This window comes from Streptococcus mitis, from assembly GCF_946190275.1.
In the GTDB taxonomy this organism is placed as follows: domain Bacteria; phylum Bacillota; class Bacilli; order Lactobacillales; family Streptococcaceae; genus Streptococcus; species Streptococcus mitis_DC.
This window is the reverse complement of record NZ_CAMHZQ010000003.1, coordinates 100132-115023: the sequence shown is the minus strand read 5'-3', so window position 1 is coordinate 115023 and position 14892 is coordinate 100132. Positions and strand designations below refer to the sequence as shown.

General features: G+C 37.3%; 12 protein-coding genes, 2 tRNA genes and 1 pseudogene. 10 read left to right on the top strand and 5 right to left on the bottom strand.

Annotated elements, in window-relative coordinates; translation table 11 throughout:
- Nucleotides 1-34: 34 nt before the first annotated feature.
- The 4 genes from N8M20_RS02945 to N8M20_RS02930 form a co-directional block, all read right to left on the bottom strand.
- Nucleotides 35-107, bottom strand: a tRNA-Lys gene (locus N8M20_RS02945).
- 62 nt (nucleotides 108-169) lie between these two features.
- Nucleotides 170-685: a DUF308 domain-containing protein gene (locus N8M20_RS02940; RefSeq protein ID WP_261079013.1), complete on the bottom strand. Its 516-nt coding sequence runs from the start codon at nucleotides 683-685 to the stop codon at nucleotides 170-172.
- Nucleotides 686-1039: 354 nt separating this feature from the next.
- Nucleotides 1040-1112, bottom strand: a tRNA-Lys gene (locus tag N8M20_RS02935).
- Nucleotides 1113-1376: 264 nt separating this feature from the next.
- Entirely contained in the window at nucleotides 1377-2648 is a 1272-nt protein-coding gene (locus N8M20_RS02930) for a replication-associated recombination protein A (protein WP_261079012.1), read from the bottom strand.
- 115 nt (nucleotides 2649-2763) lie between these two features.
- Here N8M20_RS02930 and N8M20_RS02925 point away from each other — a divergent pair, with 115 nt between their 5' ends.
- The 9 genes and pseudogenes from N8M20_RS02925 to pepF all read left to right on the top strand — a co-directional run bounded on the left by N8M20_RS02925 (nucleotide 2764) and on the right by pepF (nucleotide 13842).
- Complete coding sequence (locus tag N8M20_RS02925) at nucleotides 2764-3234, top strand: DUF3013 family protein (protein ID WP_049531867.1); 471 nt, start codon at nucleotides 2764-2766, stop codon at nucleotides 3232-3234.
- Between the two features lie 45 nt (nucleotides 3235-3279).
- Nucleotides 3280-5595 (top strand): P-loop NTPase fold protein, encoded by a 2316-nt coding sequence (locus N8M20_RS02920; protein ID WP_261079011.1) that lies wholly within the window; start codon nucleotides 3280-3282, stop codon nucleotides 5593-5595.
- A 114-nt stretch (nucleotides 5596-5709) separates the two neighbouring features.
- Nucleotides 5710-5859, top strand: a pseudogene (locus N8M20_RS10545) (NUDIX hydrolase); the annotation flags it as partial.
- A 116-nt stretch (nucleotides 5860-5975) separates the two neighbouring features.
- The gene (locus tag N8M20_RS02915; RefSeq protein WP_261067916.1) at nucleotides 5976-7010 is read left to right on the top strand and encodes an ATP-binding protein; all 1035 of its coding nucleotides are present in this window, start codon (nucleotides 5976-5978) and stop codon (nucleotides 7008-7010) included.
- Between the two features lie 61 nt (nucleotides 7011-7071).
- Nucleotides 7072-9255: a S8 family peptidase gene (locus N8M20_RS02910; RefSeq protein WP_261067931.1), complete on the top strand. Its 2184-nt coding sequence runs from the start codon at nucleotides 7072-7074 to the stop codon at nucleotides 9253-9255.
- A 50-nt stretch (nucleotides 9256-9305) separates the two neighbouring features.
- Nucleotides 9306-10325, top strand: a complete 1020-nt coding sequence (locus tag N8M20_RS02905; RefSeq protein ID WP_261079010.1) for a bacteriophage abortive infection AbiH family protein — start codon at nucleotides 9306-9308, stop codon at nucleotides 10323-10325.
- Between the two features lie 14 nt (nucleotides 10326-10339).
- Complete coding sequence (gene prmA, locus N8M20_RS02900) at nucleotides 10340-11290, top strand: 50S ribosomal protein L11 methyltransferase (RefSeq protein WP_120718574.1); 951 nt, start codon at nucleotides 10340-10342, stop codon at nucleotides 11288-11290.
- A gap of 1 nt (nucleotide 11291) precedes the next feature.
- Complete coding sequence (locus N8M20_RS02895; RefSeq protein ID WP_261079009.1) at nucleotides 11292-12035, top strand: 16S rRNA (uracil(1498)-N(3))-methyltransferase; 744 nt, start codon at nucleotides 11292-11294, stop codon at nucleotides 12033-12035.
- Nucleotides 12036-12045: 10 nt separating this feature from the next.
- Complete coding sequence (gene pepF, locus N8M20_RS02890) at nucleotides 12046-13842, top strand: oligoendopeptidase F (protein WP_261079008.1); 1797 nt, start codon at nucleotides 12046-12048, stop codon at nucleotides 13840-13842.
- 168 nt (nucleotides 13843-14010) lie between these two features.
- Here pepF and N8M20_RS02885 read toward each other — a convergent pair whose 3' ends face one another.
- Complete coding sequence (locus N8M20_RS02885) at nucleotides 14011-14400, bottom strand: nuclear transport factor 2 family protein (RefSeq protein WP_049530023.1); 390 nt, start codon at nucleotides 14398-14400, stop codon at nucleotides 14011-14013.
- A 150-nt stretch (nucleotides 14401-14550) separates the two neighbouring features.
- Here N8M20_RS02885 and N8M20_RS02880 point away from each other — a divergent pair, with 150 nt between their 5' ends.
- Complete coding sequence (locus N8M20_RS02880; RefSeq protein ID WP_001133064.1) at nucleotides 14551-14883, top strand: winged helix-turn-helix transcriptional regulator; 333 nt, start codon at nucleotides 14551-14553, stop codon at nucleotides 14881-14883.
- The last annotated feature ends 9 nt before the right edge of the window (nucleotides 14884-14892 follow it).

Sequence of the window (14892 nt, the reverse complement as noted above, 5' to 3'; positions counted from 1 at the left end):
TTGGTTTCAAGGCTTATTTCTGTTGATTTAGATGTGCCCCCTGCAGGGCTCGAACCTGCGCCCCATAGCTTAAGAGTCTACTGCTCTACCAACTGAGCTAAGGAGGCAACAGAAAAAGCTGAGAATGTAACTTCCCAGCTATTTTAATATGCCCAAAATGGCAGCTAGATTATTTACGAAAGGCATCAAGGATATAGGTGAAACCAATAATTAAAAATGCAAAGGCAACGACATAAACGACAAAGACACTTGTAGCTACTGGATTGAACAAAATCACTAGACCTAGTAAAAATGCAAGCAACGCTATCCACATGATATGGTTGCCAATAATAGGGAAAATCAATCCCAGACGATTGCCTTTAAAGAAAGCTATAATGGCTTCTACAATTAACCAAATTCCTAAAATAGTTGGAATGACAACTGGCAGCGTCACAAAGCCATAGGCAACGAGGTAAAGAGCTAAGAGAAGATTAACAATCCCTTGGAAAAGATGAGCTGGTGAGCGAAGCTCTTTTGGTACAGAGAAATAGCCTAAAATAGCTGCTATAGAAGAAACCAGTAAACCAAATGCAATCCACCAGCTGTAAGCAACAAGATTAGCTACTGGGTTTGTAAATAGGAAAAGTCCTAAAAGGACAAAAACAACTCCTGCAAGGAATAGCGATAAACGATTAGAAAATTTCATTTCAATACCCCCTATATAGTATAGTATAGTTTGATAATAAAAATATTATACACCTTTTTAGAGGAAATATCAATAAACAAAATGGAAAATTTGGAAGTTTCAGTCTGATTTATGAAAAGAAAATCAGTTTTTATTATTTTGAAAATAAAAAGAGAAGATAAAATTTGTCTTCTCTACATGAAAATATTGTATGGCATCAAAGCAAAAGTAACTGGCTTTACACTATTTGTAAAGATGTAATTTGATTCAAAAAGAAAAGATAGATTTAAAATGTGGGACAAATGATGGGGTAAATCAGTTATAGACAAGCAAAAAAAGCCTTGATTTACAAGGCTTTTTCCTGTTGTATTTAGATGCCCCCTACAGGGATCGAACCTGTGACCCACGGATTAAGAGTCCGCTGCTCTGCCAGCTGAGCTAAGGAGGCAAAGAAAAAAGCTGTATTGGTGCCGAAACTTCACGGTTTGTATTGAACCCGCGCAATTAAGCAGGTGGGCAACTCGCTCTAACTGAAGCTGTTTCCGTGTGAGACGGCCTACATGCTGTTAGAAGACTTTTGTTTCCCTAATAATACAAAAAATAGTCGGTCAACACTTAAGTGTGAAGTCGTACACCACAGCGTTTCTATGTTTATATAATACCACTTTTTCAAAAAAAATCAAGAGGAAAGTGCAATTTTTTGAAAAGGATTTCAGATTTTTCGCAAACGGTCGATAGCTTCCTTTCTTTGAGCCAAAGCCCGTTCATATTTACCAGTATCTTCTGCTTGGAAATAGTGATGATTACGAATTTTTTCTGGTAGATAGTCTTGCTTGACCCAATTTCCAGGATAGTTGTGTGGATAGAGATAGTCTTGGGCATTCCCTAGTTCCTTGCTTCCGCTGTAGTGTCCATCACGCAGGTGTCGCGGAATAGGCAAGTGCCCTGATGTTTTGAGGTCAGCAAGTGCCTTATCCATAGCTACATAGGCTGAGTTGGATTTTGGAGAAAGGGCCAAATCAATCACGACATTGGCAATGAGAATGCGGGCTTCTGGGAACCCAATCTTCTGGGCAGCATCCAGAGCAGTCACGGTATGAATCTGGGCTTCAGGGTTGGCCAAACCGATATCTTCATAGGCGATAACGGTCAAGCGACGAGCGAGACTTGGCAGATCCCCAGCCTCAATCAAGCGGGCAGCATAGTGGAGACTGGCATCAACGTCCGAGCCACGGATAGACTTTTGCAGGGCTGAGAGGACATCGTAGTGACCGTCCCCATCCTTATCCATGGTAATGTAACTCCTCTGCAGGCTGTTTTCCATGATATCCAGTGTGATATGGCGGATGCCCTTGTCATTTTCGGGAGTAGAGAGAACAGCCAGATCCAGCGAGTTAAAGGCAGAACGCAGGTCTCCATTTGTAGAGGTTGCGATGAAATCCAGCGTATCCTCATCTAGCTCAACTGGGAAATCAAAGCCACGTTCAGGGTCAGATAGAGCTATCTGAATCGCTCCTTTGACATCTTGATTGGACAAGGGTTCTAACTCAAAAATCTGAACACGGCTACGAATGGCTGGAGTGACAGAAAAGAAAGGATTTTCAGTCGTCGCCCCAATCATGATGACCAGACCACTTTCCAAGAGTGGTAGGAGAAAGTCTTGCTTGGTTTTATCTAGTCGGTGAATCTCGTCCAGTAGTAGGACCAATCCACCAGAGAATTTAGCCTCTTCAGCGATTTCTTGAAGTCGCTTTTTACTATCAACTGTCGCATTGAAAGTTCGAAAGGCATACTTGGTCGTCCCAGCGATGGCAGAGGCAATACTGGTCTTGCCGATTCCAGGAGGTCCGTAGAGAATCATGGAGGACAGGCGATTGGCTTCCACCATGCGACGGATGATTTTTCCAGGTCCGACCAGATGCTCCTGACCGATGACCTGGTCGATGGTTTTAGGGCGCATGCGAAGCGCGAGATTGTCTGGCATAGCAGTCCTTTCTAACGTGGATTTTCTGATGTATATGTGGTAAGATGGTAGTATCTATTTTAGCATATTTCCGAGCAATCGGGGCGATTGAAGAGTCGCATAGAAAGAGGACCAAATGGCAACATACGGATTTTTAGATGTTTTAGAGGAAGAGTTGGAGAAGAACTTTCCCTTTGACTTTGAGATTAGTTGGGACAAGCGTAACCATGCGGTTGAAGTGAGTTTTCTATTGGAAGCGCAAAATGCTGCAGGTGTGGAGATGGTGGACGAGGACGGAGAGGTTTCATCAGACGATATCCTCTTTGAAGAAGCAGTGCTTTTTTACAATCCTGCCAAATCAACAGTCAATGCAGAAGACTATTTGACGGTCATTCCTTACCTACCTAAAAAAGGATTTTCTCGTGAATTTTTAGCTTATTTTGCGCTATTCCTTAAAGATACTGCCGAGGTTGGACTAGATGCCCTTATGGACTTTTTGGAAGACCCAGAAGCAGAAGAATTTGTCATGGAATGGAACCAAGAAGTCTTTGAAGAAGGAAAAGTGGGCTTGGAAGAGGGAGAGTTTTATCCTTATCCGAGATACTAGGAAGAAGACAAGCTTGATTTGAGTAAATGTAAAGGGAGGTAAATCTTGATAGCGGGAAAAAAATATATTGGTGCTTATAGCCGAGATGCTAGAGACTATTTTTCATTATTGCCTACAGAACGAGAAATAGTAGAGCAGTTGCAGGCTATATACAGAGAAGAGAAAGGGCTTTTTGTCTTATGTGGTAACAGAGGATCAGGAAAATCAAGTCTGAAAAATATTTCTTTGGAATTTGTTAAAAATCATAGAGGTGCTAAAGATAACAAAGAAATTCTTGTAGTAAATGTATCTTTTTTTAGTGGCAATAAAGATTTTCATAGAGAAATTTTGATGCAAATCCCTAACGCTATTACTAGAAGAATGAGCGATATTGAACATGATATTGATGATTATGTTTATAATGATGGCAGGTATTATCTGACTCTAGAGTATAATGCTGAGGAAAAAGAAAAAAAGTACGATAGGTTAGAAGAAAATCAAATAAGAAAAAATTTTTCAACAATACGTAGAAGACTGAAAAAAATTGAGGAAATATTCGAGATTACTTCAAATATTTATAATTTATGTAACGAGTTGTCAAATCAAACTAGTAATTTATTTGAACAGTTTAATCTTTTAAATAAACAGAATAAACTCCAAAACAGTAAGTTTCCTCTGTTTCAAAAAAATATAGTAGATATTTCAAATTTTCGAAAAAACTTTGACGAACTGTATCAAAAGGTTGAGTATTTTGGAAGAAAATCGGTCGAGTTGATAAAATTAGAGGAATTCTTGTTTATTTCTCGACAACAACTGCAATATTTTGATGTAGAAATAACAAATACAAAAAGATATTTAGAATCAACTACTTCAGATATATCAGCCGAGTCATCTATTGATTTAAATGCTGATATAGGAATAATAAAATCGGGATTACAATTAAGAGGGAAAATTTCTTCAAGTAATAATGAAGAGTTGTCTCGGGAGTTAAAAAGTATTGTTACTGAGGAATTAAAAGAGCGTCAGCTACTACGACTTTTAAAAAACATGTCTGAATACTTTAATATTACTTTTTCTATAGATGAATTAGATAAATGTAACACAGCTACGATTATTGATATGATTGATAAAAATAAAAGGTTATTCTTTGATTGTAATGTTTCGACATTGCTAATTACAGATATATCCACTGCAATATCTTTATTGGAAAAATCAGATTATATTTCTGAGCCTAATATCATTGTTGTTCCTGATTTAGGTATTTTAGATTATATTCACAGGATTAATAATAAAGGTCTACCCCTAAGTTATAATTTTATTAATATTCTAGATTCCTATTTTGTGAATAAAATGAATAATAGGGAGTTAAATTATGGTAGAAAATATGAGGGAAGAACTTATTTTTCTAAGGGATTTGAACTGTACAAGTTTATGAATTCGACTCTTTATAGAGATACAAATCAACTTTATAAGCCGATGATATTGAAATTTTATTGGGAATTAATTGATTTATTGGATTTTGTCGGGGAGTTATCTAAAGAAGAATATGAACAGTTTGAGAATAATTTTTTAAAAAATAATGATTTGCATTCTTTAAAAGTTAAGTTTATTCTGCGAAAAATAATAGATCAATTAACGACACAATCTTTTAATTACTTTTTTATTCTCGAAGATGAGCGAAGCAGGTATAGACATACTAAAGCATTGACGGAGTTTAAATTTAAACAACATGATATTGGCAAATTTTTGCGACAACTAGCTTCAAAACCAACGATACTTTCCGACGAGACATTTTTTTTTAAAATTAATCATATAGATTCTCAAACTCAGATTTTTTACAACTTTAGTATAGAATTTTCAGATTATCTAAAAGAATTGGGGATTGATGATAAAAACTTCAGAAATATCTTGTTGCAACTATCTGAACCAAGAAAGAAAGTTTTATCCGATGGAATAAGCTGTCGTTTTGCAGAGGAATTTTACGATCCTTCTCAAGGTGTTGAAGATGCACGAGCTATCGTAAAAAGAGAGAATGTGGTTGGTGTTATTTTATTCTATCCTTACGATCATTCAGAGAGTGCTGCCCTAACTCACAAGCCGTTACGAAATGGTATTATTGTAACTGTAACTGATTTTGATGAGATTATACTATATCCATATCTAGGTTATATTGGTTTACATTCTCACAAACCGGATTATCTAACAGAGTTTAAAGAAGAATTGAGTGATCAAAATATCCTAGTTTATGAAGTAGAAGATGAAAATTTGTGGGAAGGGTGTTTCGAAAAAGATAATAAAGGCCTTGAAGATAAAATTTTTGATGTCTGTAAAAAAGAAATAAACAGATGGCTTAGTGATATGAAATATAGAGCCAACAGGTAAACATCTTGACTAAATCATTGATTTATATTGTCATGTTATTGTATATCATTATATCTCCTTATTATGAAAACTGGTTAGCAGAGCTGGAAAAAGAATTAGACAAAGGAAGCTGATATAGAAATAGAAATTTCTGATTTTACAGGTTGCAAAATTGCCCTCTTTTGTGATGATAGAATTTTGACCATTTTGCGTGATGACAAGGAAAATATCCCATGGCCCAATATGTGGGAACTGCCAGGTGGTGGAAAGAGTGTCAGGGAAAATCTGATATAGTATTGCATTAAAAGAATATCCTTTCAAGGTTATTCTTTTAATTTTGTCCCAAAACAGTTGATTTTGTCCCAAAAATATAGTATTATTTTTGTAAGGAGGAATGAATCATGAAAAAATCAGATGTTCTTGATTTAATAAAGTATCATTACGAGGGCAGAGAGACAGAATTTAGAAATCAATCCATAGCAATTGCTCGGAACTTCAATAAACATGGTGATACACAATTAGCACAATATATTATGGGGTTAATGTCCCAAAGTGATAGATTCATGCCACAAATAGAGAATCCTAGTGAGTATTTGACTCCTGCTAAACTAGATATTGGTCCTCTCCCATTGCCTCTTTCAATTATGAATGATTTAAAAGGAATAATAAACGCTGTCAATCATCATATTGGAATAAATAAATTTTTATTTGTGGGATCTCCAGGTACTGGGAAAACTGAAAGTGTAAAGCAGGTGGCTAGACTTATTGGCAAGGAATTACTTGTAGTAGATTTCAGTCACTTAGTAGATAGTAAGCTGGGGCAAACAGTCAAAAACTTAGCAACTCTTTTTAATGAAATCAATAATCTTCCTTTCAAACAAAATTATATCATCCTATTTGATGAAATTGATTCCATAGTACTGGATAGGGTTAATCAGAATGATTTAAGAGAGATGGGACGAGTGACTTCTGCCTTTTTAAAGGAGTTGGATAGGCTGTCACCAGAAATTGTATTAATTGCAACAACAAATCTTTTTGAAAATCTTGATAAAGCAGTTACGAGAAGATTCGATGCCATAATTGACTTTGACCGTTATACTGATGAAGATAAAGTAGAAGTAGCTACTATTATTTTAAATGAGTTGTTAAAGCAATTTAAGAATGTAGCCAGAGATTTGAAATTATTTAAAAAAATTATATATAGTTCTAATACAATTCCAAATCCAGGTGATTTAAGGAATATGATACGAACATCATTGGCATTTAGTGATCCACAAGATCCACATGATTATCAAAAACGTCTCTTAAGAAGTTTGCATAGAGGAAAAAATTTATCTATTTCTAAATTATCAGAATTAGGTTTTACAGTTAGAGAAATTGAAATTTTAACAGGTGTTTCTAAAAGTAGTGTATCACGAGAATTAAGCGAGGGTTGACATGAATACATTATTGACATTACGTGGAAAAAGTTTTACACAAAAATCAAGAAATAATGGTATGGGACCAATAACTATACCCAAAAAAGCAATAATTACATTGGAACATTTGAAGTATCTTCATTTTTCATTAGAAGAAACGAAAACATATTGGGAGAAAAATAACATTATCGATGGTATTTTGATCAGTATTTACTATGATCGAATTGTTGCCAAAAGTAACCGTATCAATGGCTATTTCAATGTAGGAGGAGGGAATCCATTCCCTAATGATACCATTGTGGGAGCAAAATTCAATGAGGAGAAGACAAAACATATTGTTACTCATTATATTTCTAGAGATACTCTTAATAAAACAATAACCGTTTTAAGTAAGATAATTGAAGTTTTTGAGGAACATTTTGATAGAGCGATAACAAGTGAGATGTTCTCTGATTCATCAACGTTTGCTTCTATAAATTTTTCGGAGTATGGTATTTCAAAAAGCAAATTTCAACAGTATTTGAGAGATTCTTGCTTTATTGAGAATTTTGGGGTTGAGCACACTACTGTTTCTGATATTCAAAATTCTATCGTGACATTTTATGATGTCCATACAGACATTTTTAGATTACTGAATAAATTAAATATTGATATTTCAGAAGCTAATATTATGAATCAGACCACGGTCTTGCTTGATGAAAAAAATATTGAATTGCTACTATCAAAAGCTCCCTATCTTGTCTCCATGATTGTGGAAGATTTTTCTAAGTTATCTGTAGATGATTTTTCTTTAGATAATAATGATTTAAAAATAAATCTTCCATCTCCAATGAACGAACCAGTCGTTGGCGTTATTGATACCTTATTTGACAAAAGAGTTTACTTTAATGAGTGGGTAGAATATCATGATTTTGTCTCACCTGATATTAGAAAAGATAGCCAAGATTACAAGCATGGGACAGCTGTGACTTCTTTAATCGTTGATGGAGCCAATTTGAACCCTAATCTGGATGATGGTTGTGGAAATTTTAGAGTAAGGCATTTTGGTGTGTCACTACAAAGTGGATTTAATTCATTTACAATCATAAAACAGATAAAAGAGATTGTTTCTCAGAATTCTGATATTAAGGTTTGGAATCTTTCTTTAGGGTCCAATGATGAGATAAGAGAAAATTTTATCTCTGCAGAGGGAGCTTTATTAGACGAAATTCAATTTGAGAATGATGTAATTTTTATCATAGCTGGGACAAATGCTTCAGTAATAAATGGGAAACGTAAAAGAATAGGTGCTCCTGCTGATTCACTTAATTCTATAATAGTAAATTCTGTTGATTTTAATAATCAATCAGTGTCATATTCACGAGAGGGTATTGTTTTATCATTCTTTGTTAAACCAGATGTGTCATATTATGGAGGAGGAAATGGTGACTTTATAAATGTTTGTGAACCTCTAGGATTAGGTCGTGTAGCTGGAACAAGTTTTGCGGCACCTTTTATTGCAAGGAAAATGGCCTATCTCATTCATATTATGGGGCTTAGCCGAGAAGAAGCAAAGGCTTTGCTAATTGATGCAGCAATACCCTGGAATGATAAGAAAACATTCACTGATTTATCTTTGATAGGAAATGGTATTGTTCCAATAAAAATGGATGATATTTTATCTACACCTGATGATGAAATTAAATTTATTGTGTCAGATATCTCTAGGGCTTATGATACCTATAATTATGATTTTCCAGTACCTATTTCTAGTGAGAGTTATCCATATGTAGCTAAGGCAACAATGTGTTATTTCCCTAACTGCTCAAGAAATCAAGGGGTTGATTATACAAATACTGAGATGCAGCTTACTTTTGGTAGGTTAAAGTCAGACGGTATCGAATCGATAAATAAAGACAACCAGCATGCCGAAGATACCCCGGGATATGTGAGAGAAAACGCTGCTAGAAATATATTTAGGAAATGGGATAATGTCAAGCATATTGGAGAGTCGTTTACTTCTCGAAAGAGAGCTAAAGCAATTTTAAATCCATCTAATCCTCAGTGGGGAATGAGTATTAAAACAATCGAACGGTTGAAAAGCAGTGATGGACAGGGAGTACGTTTTGGTGTAGTAGTTACATTAAAAGAATTAAATGGAGTTAATCGTATTGAAGATTTTATTCAGCAAGCTGAATTAAGAGGTTGGCTAGTTAATAGATTACAAGTCGAAGCTCAAGTAGATCTCTTTAATAGTTTAAATGAAGAAATTGAATTTGAATAGTATATATATTATCATTATTCGAGATATCAGGGGTACAAGAGGGGTAAGATATGAACATTACTTATATAGTTGGAAATGGTTTGGATTTGCAATATGGTTTGAAAACAAGATATAAGGATTTCTATGAATTTCAAAATAAGGTTTACATAAGTAGGAAAGAGAACGAGGAAGAATATTCAAATTTCATTTATGAGTCTCTATTTTCTGATAAAGTAAATGATTATGAAAATTGGTCAGATTTTGAATTGTCAATTGGTAAATTGACAAAAGATAGCGACCTCATCTCCTCAAATATAGAAATGAAGGAAAAATTTATAGATGATTTTAGTGAAGTAGTTGATGATTTAAGAGAATATCTACGCATGCAACAAGAAAAAAACCTGGAGAAAGGCAATGTAATTGATTTTGCAGCTACTCTAAATGATATGAAGAAATCTCTCCCTGCAATCAATCGGCCTGTTATCGATAAAAAATATAATGAGAATCTATATCAAAGCGACATTGTGAATATATTAACTCTTAATTATACAAATGTAATCGATAAATTATATAATGGGTCAGCAAAAGTATTTAGGAATCAATTACGAGCTAATAATTATAATTTTCATATTCAGCCACCAATTTATGCACATGGGACTCTAGATATTTGTACTGTTTTAGGAGTTAGCGATGAGTCACAGATTTCAAATAGTTTTGATGAAGAACAAAAAGAATCCTTAATAAAAAATTTGGTTTTGAAGAGCTATAGAGAAAATATGGATGTTAAAAACGGTGATATAATAAAAAACTCTGATATCATTATTCTCTATGGGGTTTCTTTGGGAGAGACTGATAGGTATATCTGGAGTCAGATCGCTGAACGATCAATCAGCGGTTCTGTTCCTGTCATAATTTACAATTATGTACCTCATTTTGATCCAGGGAATCCCACTAGGGTGAAGCGTTTATATAAAATGGTAGAAGACAAATTTATACAGAATAGTGGTATAGACTTAGAGTTAGAGAAAAAATTAAGAGACAACCTTATTGTCGTTATTGGTAAAACTATTTTTGATCTAATAGAGAGGTAATTAAAAAAAATAAAATGGAAACATGGCAAGAGTTAAAAGTTACAGTCAAGCGTGAGGGAGAGGAGTTAGTTTCCAATCTCTTGATTGAGTTAGGTGCCCAAGGGGTAGCAATTGAAGATAGCATGGACTATGTAGGAAATGTTGACCGCTTCGGCGAGATTTTCCCAGAGGTGGAGCAGCAAGAAGAAATCGTAGTGACAGCCTACTATCCTGACACGGTGGATGTAGCAGTGGTTGAGGCAGATTTGCAGGCTCGCTTAGCAGAATTGACAGATTTTATGGATTTGGGTGAGGTCAAGATGGGGACGACTGCCTTGGCTGAGGAAGACTGGGCAGACAACTGGAAGAAATACTACGAACCAGCTCGAATTACTCATGACTTGACCATCGTGCCGTCTTGGACAGACTATGAGGCGACTGCGGGAGAAAAGATTATCAAGCTGGATCCTGGTATGGCCTTTGGAACTGGGACGCATCCAACTACTAAGATGAGCCTTTTTGCCTTGGAGCAGGTCCTTCGTGGTGGTGAAACGGTGCTGGATGTGGGGACAGGATCAGGGGTCCTCTCCATTGCTAGCTCGCTTCTTGGTGCCAAGGAAATTTTCGCCTATGACCTGGATGATGTAGCGGTTCGTGTCGCTCAGGAAAATATTGAACTTAACCCTGGAATGGAAAATATCCACGTTGCTGCTGGAGACTTGCTTAAGGGTGTTGAGATTGAGGCAGATGTGATTGTAGCTAATATCTTGGCGGATATCCTCATTCATTTGACACAGGATGCTTATCGCTTGGTCAAGGATGAAGGCTATCTCATCATGAGTGGGATTATCAAGGACAAGTGGGATATGGTGCGCGAGTCGGCTGAGTCAGCTGGATTTTTCCTTGAAACCCACATGATTCAAGGGGAATGGAATGCCTGTGTCTTTAAGAAAACCAAGGATATCTCTGGTGTGATTGGAGGCTAGCATGCAGCAGTATTTTGTCAAGGGGAGTGCAATCTCTCCTGTCACCATCGAGGACAAGGAAACCAGCAAGCATATGTTTCAGGTTATGCGCTTGAAAGAAGATGATGAGGTTACTTTGGTCTTTGATGATGGAATTAAGCGCTTGGCGCGTGTGCTGGATGTGGAAGCCCGTCAGTTTGAATTGGTAGAAGAACTAGATGACAATGTGGAACTACCAATCCAAGTGACCATCGCATCCGGCTTTCCCAAGGGAGACAAGCTGGAGTTTATCATTCAAAAAGTGACGGAACTGGGTGCTAGCCAAATCTGGGGCTTCCCTGCCGACTGGTCAGTTGCCAAGTGGGATGGCAAGAAATTGGGCAAAAAGGTTGAAAAACTAGAAAAAATCGCCCTCGGAGCAGCAGAACAAAGCAAGCGTAATCTGGTCCCAAGTATTCAGCTTTTTGAGAAGAAAGCAGATTTTCTAGCCCAACTTGACCAGTTTGACCGCATCGTAGTGGCTTATGAAGAGTCGGCCAAAGAAGGTGAAGCCGCTGCGCTCTTACAAGCGGTCTCTGGTCTTGAAAAAGGAGCCAAACTGCTCTTTATCTTTGGTCCAGAAGGTGGCCTGTCACCTGCAGAAATCGAAAGTTTTGAAACTAAGGGAGCAATCTTGGCAGGTCTTGGCCCTCGTATTCTACGAGCAGAAACAGCACCACTTTACGCTTTATCAGCCCTTAGTGTTTTATTAGAATTAGAGAAATAAGAGGAAGAAAATGGAACAAAAATACCGCTCAGAATTTCCAGAGAAGGAACTTTGGGATTTAACAGCCCTATACCAAGACCGTGAGGATTTCTTGCGTGCAATCGAGAAGGCTCGTGAAGACATCAACCAATTTAGTCGTGATTACAAGGGCAATCTTCATACTTTTGAGGATTTCGAGAAGGCCTTTGCGGAATTGGAACAAATCTACATTCAGATGAGCCATATTGGCAACTATGGTTTTATGCCGCAGACGACAGATTATAGCAATGACGAATTTGCCAACATTGCTCAAGCTGGGATGGAATTTGAAACAGATGCCAGTGTAGCCTTGACCTTCTTTGACGATGCCTTGGTGGAAGCTGATGAGGAAGTCTTGGACCGTTTGGGTAAATTGCCTCACTTGACGGCAGCCATTCGTCAGGCAAAAATCAAAAAAGCCCACTATCTAGGGGCTGATGTGGAAAAAGCCTTGACCAATCTTGGTGAAGTTTTCTACAGTCCACAGGATATTTACACTAAGATGCGAGCTGGGGATTTCGAAATGGCTGACTTTGAAGCTCATGGCAAGACCTACAAAAACAGCTTTGTGACCTATGAGAATTTCTACCAAAACCATGAGGATGCTGAGGTTCGTGAGAAATCCTTCCGTTCCTTCTCAGAGGGACTTCGTAAGCACCAAAATACGGCTGCTGCAGCCTATCTAGCTCAGGTTAAGTCTGAAAAACTATTGGCAGATATGAAGGGCTACGACTCTGTTTTTGACTATCTTCTAGCTGAACAAGAAGTGGACCGTGCCATGTTTGACCGCCAGATTAACCTCATCATGAAGGATTTTGCGCCAGTCGCTCAGAGATACCTCAAGCATGTTGCAAAGGTTAATGGTCTTGAAAAGATGACTTTTGCAGACTGGAAATTGGACTTGGATAGCGCCCTTAATCCTGAAGTGACTATTGATGATGCCTATGATTTAGTCATGAAGTCAGTAGAACCTTTGGGGCAAGAATATTGTCAGGAAGTTGCTCGCTATCAAGAAGAGAGCTGGGTGGACTTTGCTGCTAATAGTGGCAAGGATTCCGGAGGTTATGCGGCGGATCCATATCGCGTGCACCCTTATGTCCTCATGAGCTGGACAGGTCGTTTGAGTGATGTCTATACCTTGATTCATGAAATCGGGCATTCTGGTCAATTCATCTTTTCAGATAATCACCAGAGCTACTTCAACGCCCACATGTCGACCTACTATGTTGAAGCGCCGTCAACTTTCAATGAATTGCTCCTCAGTGACTACTTGGAGCACCAGTCTGACGACCCTCGTCAAAAACGTTTCGCCCTTGCTCACCGTTTGACAGACACCTACTTCCATAACTTTATCACCCACCTTTTGGAAGCAGCCTTCCAGCGTAAGGTGTATACACTGATTGAAGAAGGGGAGACCTTCGGGGCAAGCAAACTTAACAGCATTATGAAGGAAGTCTTGACAGACTTCTGGGGAGATGCCATTGAAATCGACGATGATGCAGCTTTGACTTGGATGCGCCAAGCTCACTACTACATGGGCTTGTATAGTTACACTTACTCAGCAGGACTAGTCATCTCGACTGCGGGTTACCTTCATCTGAAACATTCAGAAACTGGAGCTGAAGATTGGCTCAATCTCCTCAAATCAGGTGGTAGCAAGACACCACTTGAGTCAGCTATGATTATCGGTGCTGATATTTCAACAGATAAACCACTCCGTGATACCATCCAATTCTTGTCTGACACAGTTGATCAGATCATCGCCTACAGTGCCCAGTTGGGAGAGTAAATTAAAAGAGTCTGGGACAAAAGTCTAACCTTAAATATAAAAAGCGAACAAAACGAGTTATCTGACACTCAGAATTCTGTCTTGTTCGCTTTTTTTCTAATCTATCGATTTTAAAAATTTATAATAAAGAATTCCTAAAATCAAAATTTTTTGTCCTAGCCTCTTAAATTATCCCCAAAAGCTATCTTCTTCAGCTTGATCTGAAGAGAAGAGCCAAACTTCTTTGATTTTTCCGTCTTCAATACGGAAGAGGTCAATCCCGTTCATATTGAGTTCAGTACCATCAGCCCGTGTTCCAAGAAAAGTAACATTAGCTGCTATTAAATCCTTATTGTCAGAAACCCAATTTGTTATCACCTTAAAGGTTCCATTAGTTTTCTCAGCAAATGTAGCTAGGTGAGTTCCTAGCTTGTCCTTACCAACAACTGTACCAGATATACTATGAGTACCAGGTTGATGCCAGACAATATCGTCTGCCATCGTTTCAAAGACACCAGGAAAGTCACCGGCAATTAAAGCTTGGTTATAAGCGTTGAAAATTTCTAAGTTTGTTGACATATCTATTCTCCATTTCTTTTTTATGATATAATTGTAACAGTTACAAACAAAAAAACAAGTAGACACTTTTTCGATAGCTAGTATCAAAAGTAGTACTATTATTGATACTAAAAGATAAATTTTTTTTAAAAAATAGAAAGAAGATATTTTATGCCAAATAAAGTGAGTGAGTACGGTATTTGTCCATTTGCAACAACGCAGAGGGTTTTAACGGGGAAATGGGCACTGGTAATCATTTATCAGTTGAGTACGGGTACCAAACGATTTAAAGAATTGCAGAGATTATTGCCTGGGATTACTCAAACTATTTTGACCCGTCATCTCCGTCAATTAGAAAAGGATAAGATTGTTCAACGAAAGGTCTATGCCGAAGTTCCACCACGAGTTGAGTACAGCTTAACTGAAATGGGGCAGGAATTCAGAGTTGTTTTAGATGCTGTCGAGAAATGGGGTCTAGATTATATCAAGTTGCTAGAAATGTAGAAGTATTGA